At 66.4% G+C, this 5,424-nt stretch carries 4 protein-coding genes; 2 read left to right on the top strand and 2 right to left on the bottom strand.

Annotation, left to right across the window (positions count from 1 at the left end; translation table 11 throughout):
- Nucleotides 1-94: 94 nt before the first annotated feature.
- Nucleotides 95-1,675: an amidohydrolase family protein gene (locus tag ACIQ6O_RS12245; protein WP_396208074.1), complete on the top strand. Its 1,581-nt coding sequence runs from the start codon at nucleotides 95-97 to the stop codon at nucleotides 1,673-1,675.
- Here the strand turns inward: ACIQ6O_RS12245 and ACIQ6O_RS12240 are convergent.
- Together ACIQ6O_RS12240 and ACIQ6O_RS12235 are read right to left on the bottom strand one after the other, a co-directional pair.
- Complete coding sequence (locus ACIQ6O_RS12240; protein WP_396208073.1) at nucleotides 1,656-2,045, bottom strand: nuclear transport factor 2 family protein; 390 nt, start codon at nucleotides 2,043-2,045, stop codon at nucleotides 1,656-1,658. The two genes, ACIQ6O_RS12245 and ACIQ6O_RS12240, sit on opposite strands and share 20 nt — an antisense overlap.
- A gap of 420 nt (nucleotides 2,046-2,465) precedes the next feature.
- Nucleotides 2,466-4,790: a DUF5916 domain-containing protein gene (locus tag ACIQ6O_RS12235; RefSeq protein ID WP_396208072.1), complete on the bottom strand. Its 2,325-nt coding sequence runs from the start codon at nucleotides 4,788-4,790 to the stop codon at nucleotides 2,466-2,468.
- Between the two features lie 122 nt (nucleotides 4,791-4,912).
- Here ACIQ6O_RS12235 and ACIQ6O_RS12230 point away from each other — a divergent pair.
- Nucleotides 4,913-5,424 (top strand): alpha-hydroxy-acid oxidizing protein (locus ACIQ6O_RS12230; protein ID WP_396208071.1); only part of this gene is annotated, 512 nt, incomplete at its 3' end.

Raw genomic sequence — 5,424 nt, 5'->3', positions numbered from 1 at the left:
ATCGCCGTGATCTACATGCGTGAAGATGCACAGGGCCGCACGACCGGCGTGACCTTCGCGACCTACCTGCGCATTCCCTGATTTCGGAGCCCCGATGCCGTCGCCTTCCCGTATCACCAGCACGATTACCCTTGTGGCGGCGCTGCTCAGTGCCGGCGCACTCGAGGCGCAGAGCGACCGCTACGATGTGATTGTGCGTGGCGGCATGGTGATCGACGGCACCGGTGCCATGCCACGGCGCGCTGACGTCGGCATTCGCGGCGATCGCATCGTGCGCGTCGGTGATTTGAGCCGCGCACAGGGGCGTGACGTGATCGACGCACGCGGCAAGATCGTGGCGCCGGGATTCATCAACGTGCACAGTCACGCCGACCGCGGCGGCCTGCCCACCGCCGCCAATCTCCTGTCGCAGGGCGTGACCACCGTCTTGATGAACGCCGACGGCAACGGTGCGGTGGCAGTCGGTGCTCAACTCGACACGCTTGCGGCCCGCGGGCTCGCCATCAACGCCGCTGCGAGTGTGCCGTTCAACAGCATCTGGAGCACGGTGGTCGGGCCGCGTGATGTCCGCCCCACCGATGACCAGATCGCCCGCATGCAGGCGTTGGTACTGGCCGCCCTCGAAGCCGGCGCCTTCGGCGTCTCGGCCGGGCTGGACTACAAGCCGGCCTACTTCGCCACGGTGGACGAAGTCAATCGCATCCTTGCCGTGGCGAAGCCGTGGGGGACGTTCTTCACCAACCATGATCGGGTGACACCGGAGAGCGGCTACAGCTCGGTGGCCGGCATGCAGGAAACCATGCGCATCGGCTTTGCCACCGGCATGGTCCCGGTGTTCACGCACATGAAGCTGCAGGGTCGTGAACAGGGACGCGCCAAGGGCATGCTCGACACCATGCACGCCGAGACCCGGCGCGGGCGCTGGGTGGCGGGCGACGTGTACCCCTATCTCTCGGGACAGACGATGCTCGCCGCGCTCATCATCCCGGGATGGGCGCAGGACGGTGGCGTGGACGCCATGCGTGAGCGCTTTCGCGACCCCGCGGTGCGCGCCCGGATCGTCACCGAGGCCGACGAGGCCATCGCCGCCCGGTTCACCGGGGCCGCCGGCATCCTGCTCAACGATGACGGCACCACCCTGCAGCAGTTCATGGACCGCGAGCAGATCATGTCCGCAGGCGAGGCGGTGGTGCGCGTGCTCGAACGCCGGATGCCAAGTGCCATTCTCGGATTCGGCGCCGAGGCGGACCTCGTCCAACTCATCGCCGACCCCGACGTAGCCATTGCGTGCGACTGCGACGCCGCACTCCCTGAACGGGTGTCGCACCCGCGCTACTTCGGCACCTTCCCTCGCGTGCTTGGCCGCTACGTGCGCGAGCAGCGCGTGTTGAGTTGGCAGGCCGCCATTCGCAAGATGACGTGGCTACCGGCGTCGCTCATGGGGTTGCCTGATCGCGGACGCCTGGCGCCGGGAATGCTCGCTGATGTGGTCGTGTTCGACAGTGCAACGGTGATCGATCAGGCCACGTATACGCAGCCCACCGCACCATCGCTTGGCATCGAACAGGTCCTGCTGAACGGCGTCTTCGCGATGCGGGACGGCAAGGTGACCCGGGTGCAGGCAGGGCGTGCGCTCCGCCGTACGCGCAGCATGGTCAGTCGCCGGCCTCGGTGAACGACTCGCGCACGATTTCCCACCCCATGGCACCGAGCTTCCACTCCGCCGTGTAGCGCCCCTCCTGCTCGTGGGCTCGGCCGTTCACGCGCCATCGGCCAACCCAGTGCCCCACCTCGCGAGCTGAGATACCGGACGGGTCCACAGTGACCTGTTCGGGCGTGCGCACGTAGCCGCCAAAGCCCTTGGCGCGCATCTGCGCCTCCCAGGCGTCGATGTTGGCGGCGCGGCCGCGCAACACGGGACCGCCAGCCACCGCGACCTCCACCTCGTCGCTCATGAAGCTGGCCACGTACTGGGGGTCGAGCGCCGCGATGGCGGCGTTGGATTGCTTGCGCAGAGCGCGAATGTCGGCGGCGTGGTCTCGCATGCGTGGAACATACACACCCGGCACCGGGCACTGACAACACGTTCGAGGGCCATAGACAGCAGAAAGCGCCGGGTCTGGTGGACCCGGCGCTTCCTTGTGCCGTCCGCGGAGAACGTCGACCTGTGGTCGTGACGGCGCCTGCTGCCGTCTGAGTCCGCGCCGACACCCGATTGTCCGGACGCTAGCGCCCGATCAACGGTGCGTTCCACACGAAGGTGGAATGTGGCAGCGGGTCGGTGCGCGCGGTGCTCTCTCGCTCAGCCTCGGTGTCTCCGAGGAATCGGGATCGATCCCCGACCCGCCGAAGCATCGTGTTGGCATCGCCCTCACTCTGCGGGATCAACATGCGAAGAACGGAACGGTCGCACCATAGGGGAAACCCGTACCTCCGCGCCTCCTCTACTCCGTATCTCGAGTGCGTCAGCCACCCGTCCCGAACTGCCGCGTGAACTTCACGAACAGACTCCGCTGTTGCGGCTGGACCCAGTTGAAGAAGCCAGTGGCATCACGTCCGTCGTTGAGCACCACGAAGAGGCCGGTACCGGCCGTGTTGAGCCAGCCGAAGCGCACGTTCGCCGACCAGATGCGCTGCTGATTGTTGTACTGCGTGAGCGTCTGGACGAAGATGCGCGGCGTGAAGAAGTAGTTGAGGCGCACCGCCTGCAGCGTGCGCTTGAAGTTCCCCTGTGGCAGTCGCACATCGTTGTGATCGACGGTGAGCGAGCCGGAGAAGGTCGCCCCGCGTCGCATGGTGAGCGTGCCACTGCCGCCGTTGCGCGTGCCCGTCCAGAAGTTGCCGAAATCGAAACGGCCGGTGGCGGTGATGTTCTCGCTCGGGTCCGTGGTGTAGTCGAACCCGAGCGTCCCCCACTGGTATTCACCAGCCGGCAGCACCACACCGGGCGAGATCTCGAAGGGCACCTTGAGCCCTTCCTGCGAGATGTTCCACTCGGGACCGAACTTCGTACTGTTGGCGAACTCGATCTCGGTGAGGTCGAGGTGCCAGTATCCGGTCTGCTTGAAGCCGTCTTCGATGTCGTAGAAGCCACGGTAACTCACGTGCGGGTTCCACTGCCGGAACCAGCCCCACTCCGGCTTGCGCCACAGGTACATCGCTGTGGCATCCATCGCCCGATAGCCGGCCGGTCGGCTCATGAAGCCCACTTCCGGATTGAAATCCTCACCGATCTGCGCCACGCGCGCGTTCGCGTTGAACACGTTGGTCGCGTATGCGACGCGCGCGCTGTAGGCAAGATCATCCCCGGTGCGACCGGGTGTCGTCGTCTTCGCCGCCCACAGATCGCTGGTCCACTTCTGGCCGACCCCGAGCCGGCCGTCCACTGCGAAGGTGCGGTTCACGTTGGCGCTGGTGTCGGTAGCCATGCGCTGCACCGCCATGACGCCGAAACGCGAACGCGCTCCCACTTCACGCGTCGCGCGCGCCACGGAGTACGACTGCCCCGACGTCCCCTGCTCTGGCGCATCGGTGACCATCTGCAACAGCCCCACCGTGGTGCCTCCCACACGTCCCGACAGGCGTCCGCCCCCCAGAATGGGTTGCGGCGTGCCGGTGTTGGAGATGCCGATACGGCGAGAGAAGAAGAGATCCACTGCCTGCGGCGTCCCCGCCGAGAACACCCCCGCGTTCTCGAGGAAGAACGGCCGCTTTTCCGGGAAGAAGATCGGGAAGCGCGTGAGGTTCACGCGCTGATCGTCGACCTCCACCTGCGCGAAGTCGGTGTTCACGGTGAGATCGAGCGTGAGCGCCGGGGTGACCCCGTACTTGATTTCACCACCGATTTCGGTGGGTGTGGTGCTGGTCTTGATCCCCTTGTTCCAGCGCTCCTGGCTCGACGACAACACGTACGGCGTCACCGTCTGGATGCGTCGCACCGGTGGGGTGAGCTTCGCGAGATTGCCCGCGAGTGACAGGCGGTACAGGTTGAACTGCCGCGGAATGAACGACCAGTACAGTTCCTCGTTCTTGCGGCGGATCATGCGGGCGACGTTGAGCCCCCAGGTCTGCTCGCCGTTCGCCGACTGATACCGGATCGTGGAGAACGGAATGCGGAACTCCGCCGTCCAGCCGAGCGAGTCGACGGTGGTGGCCACCGTCCAGCTGGCATCCCAGTTGACATTGAAGCCGCCCATGGCGCCCGCCTGCATGCGGTTCTGCCCAGCGACCATGGCGCCGCCCCCTTCGCCTTCCCGAATCACCTGGCCGTCGTACTCGACGCCCGCGGGGGTCGTGCCGAACACGAACCCGTTCTGGTGATCGTGATACGTATCGAAGATGAACGCCACGTAGTCACTGTTGGCCAGTGTCACGTCGCGGATCTTTTCGCCGGGAATGATCAACGACGGCTCGCGGTCGTACATGCGCGCGCCGATGAACAGATACTTGCCGTCGCTGGCGAACCGCACCTCGGTCCGTTCGGAGGCGGGCACGCCCTCGTTGAGCTCGCGCTGCACGAACTCACTCACCGGGCTCCCCTGCTTCCAGACGCCCTCATCGAGCCGGCCATCGATCACCGGCTCGGCGCCCTCGAGCTTGATGATGTTCACGGTGGGGCGCGGACGGGCGCGGGCAATGCGGGCGAACGAATCGGCCACCGCGGCATCGAGGCGCATGCCGCCGGCAGGACGGGCCGGCTGGGCCGTCGCGGTGAACGGCGCGCCGCCAAGGCAGAGCGCGGCCAGAGTGCGGCCGAAAACGGCGGCGCGGGGAACGCGGAAAAGTCGCATCTGAAACGGAAAAGGGGGGCGGGGACTCCCCAAAATACGCGTGCCGGGGGCCGAGCGTTCGGCGCGCGAACGCGGAGAGCGGGCGACTGGACAACGGGGCGAAATTCCTGCCGATTGTCGGCATGCCTATCGATCCGAATTCCCGCCGCCAGTTTCTCGCCTTTCTCGCCGGCAGTCCGCTGCTCGCCACCGCCGGCCTCGATGCCGATTGGCTAGCCTCTCTGAGTGGCCAGCAGCAGGGCGACGCCCTGTTGCACGCGGCCGATGAACTAGCCCGGTACGGCAAACACCCGGTACTGCCTCAGGCGCAACCGCCGCTCATCGCGAAGGCCGCCGACGCCCTCGACGTGTTCGACTTCGAGGCGGTCGCCAGGCAGAACATCCCGGTGGCGCACTGGGGCTACCTGATGACCGGCACCGACGACGATGCCACCATCGCCGCCAATCGTGCCGGCTTCGATCGATGGGTACTCAAGCCGCGGCGACTGATCGACGTGAGCAAGGTGGACAGCCACCTCTCCATCTTCGGTTCGCGCTATGCCTCCCCCATCGTGGTGAACCCGCTTGGCAGCCAGAAGGGCTTCCACAAGGACGGCGAGGTGGCCACCGCGAAGGCGGCGAAGGCGCGCGATCA

Source organism: Gemmatimonas sp. (assembly GCF_044345575.1).
GTDB lineage: Bacteria > Gemmatimonadota > Gemmatimonadetes > Gemmatimonadales > Gemmatimonadaceae > Gemmatimonas.
Note: the sequence above shows the minus strand (reverse complement) of the source record. Positions and strands in the feature narration are given on the sequence as shown.

Coding starts and splice junctions, on each gene's coding strand:
- ACIQ6O_RS12245 (WP_396208074.1), top strand. CDS start 95: ATGCCGTCGCCTTCCCGTATCACCAGCACGATTACCCTTGTGGCGGCG.
- ACIQ6O_RS12240 (WP_396208073.1), bottom strand. CDS start 2,045: ATGCGAGACCACGCCGCCGACATTCGCGCTCTGCGCAAGCAATCCAAC.
- ACIQ6O_RS12235 (WP_396208072.1), bottom strand. CDS start 4,790: ATGCGACTTTTCCGCGTTCCCCGCGCCGCCGTTTTCGGCCGCACTCTG.